The sequence below is a fragment of the Candidatus Latescibacterota bacterium genome (assembly GCA_019038625.1).
In the GTDB taxonomy this organism is placed as follows: Bacteria; Krumholzibacteriota; Krumholzibacteriia; order Krumholzibacteriales; family Krumholzibacteriaceae; genus JAGLYV01.
On sequence record JAHOYU010000231.1, the window covers coordinates 1 to 1,662 of the forward strand.

1 protein-coding gene is annotated in these 1,662 nt (G+C 49.0%); it reads left to right on the forward strand.

What is annotated here, in order from left to right:
- Nucleotides 1-918: 918 nt before the first annotated feature.
- On the forward strand, nucleotides 919-1,662 hold a 744-nt coding region (locus tag KOO63_14890; protein MBU8923103.1), incomplete at its 3' end, for a hypothetical protein.

Genomic DNA, 1,662 nt, shown 5'->3' on the forward strand with positions numbered 1-1,662 from the left:
CCGGAGGACATCAGATCCGGTGTTGTCAAGGGTTCGCGGTAAACGACTACAGCTTCACCCTCGACGCCGTGGCTCTGAAGCCCTCCGGCTTTTGCAACGTTGGGGTTAATCGACTTTAGAAGTCTTAGGCACGCCCCGATTAATGAAAACGGCGTTATATATCTATTCGGGATGGTAAGTCATGAAATTGGGTTTATGGTCGAAGCTGTTCATGCTGCTTTTCCTGACTGTGAAGCCAAAAGACACATAGGTGAGAATCGGTACCAACGTGTAAGAATCAAATTTGAATATAAAAGCAGCGACTTTAAATCACATGGTTATGACCCTGCTGGTGCTGATATGATAGTTTGTTGGATTCATGATTGGCCTGACTGCCAATTAGAGGTCTTAGAGTTAAAAAGTGCGATAGATAAGCTCGAAAGCTAAACCCCAAGGTTGCATAAACAACATGGCAAAGGATAATCAATGGGTTGTTATTATAACCAATATCATAGGAAAAACATCATTTCCTGGATATTCCACCAGGTTAATTCAAAGGATGGGGTCGATTTTGCCATGTTGTTTACCCTACGGGAAAGGCCGGAGGACATCAGATCCGGTGTTGTCAAGGGTTCGCGGTAAACGACTACAACTTCACCCTCGACGCCTTGGCTCTAAAGCCCTCCGGCTTTTGCAACGTTGGGGTAAAGTGAAGGAATGGCCAGCTTCCTGCCTTTATGTTAGCAATATTTCATGCCAAGATTAGCCCGCCTTGACGCACCCGGTATTTTGCAACACATCATTATCCGTGGCATAGAGCGTCGCAGGATATTCAGAAGCAACAAAGATAAGGATAATTTTGCCGATCGGCTGTCAATTCTTTTGCCGGAAACCCAAATAACCTGTTACGCTTGGGCGTCAAAAGGGAGACCTATCAAAATGAACATGGACATCAGCCAAATCGCAGAGAAAATCATCCAAGGCGGCAACAATGTGATATTCACCGGTGCCGGGATCTCCACGGAAAGCGGAATTCCCGACTACCGGAGCCAGGGGGGCATCTGGGATAAGTTCAAGCCGGTCTACTTTGACGAATTCATGTCCCGGGAAGATGCCCGCATCGAGTACTGGCAGCGTTGGCAAGAGCTCTATCAGGGATTACGTCAGGCAACACCCAATAAGGGCCATCAAGTCATCGCCGAACTATATCAGATGGGGTTGGTACAAGCCGTGGTTACCCAGAACATCGACGGCCTTCACCAGGCATCGGGAATACCGGATGCCGCCGTCATCGAACTGCATGGCAATACCCTGCGGATCCGCTGCATGTCCTGCAGCAAAATTTCTGCCACCCAGGAAGCGTACGACCGGCTTTCCAGTGGCGACCTTGCTCCAACCTGCGACTGCGGGGGTTATCTGAAACCGGATACTATTTCCTTTGGTCAGTCCATGCCCATGGGCAAGGTCAACCAGGCCATCGCCCTGTCTCAAAACAGCGATCTCTTTATCGTGGTGGGGTCAACTTTGGTGGTGCAACCGGCTGCCCACATGCCCATCTATGCCAAACAAAACGATGCCGTCCTGGCCATTATCAACCTGTCCGAAACACCCTGTGACGATATGTGTGATTTCCTCTTTACGGAAAAAGCAGGGATTGTCCTGGATAGAATATTGGAAGAGGTC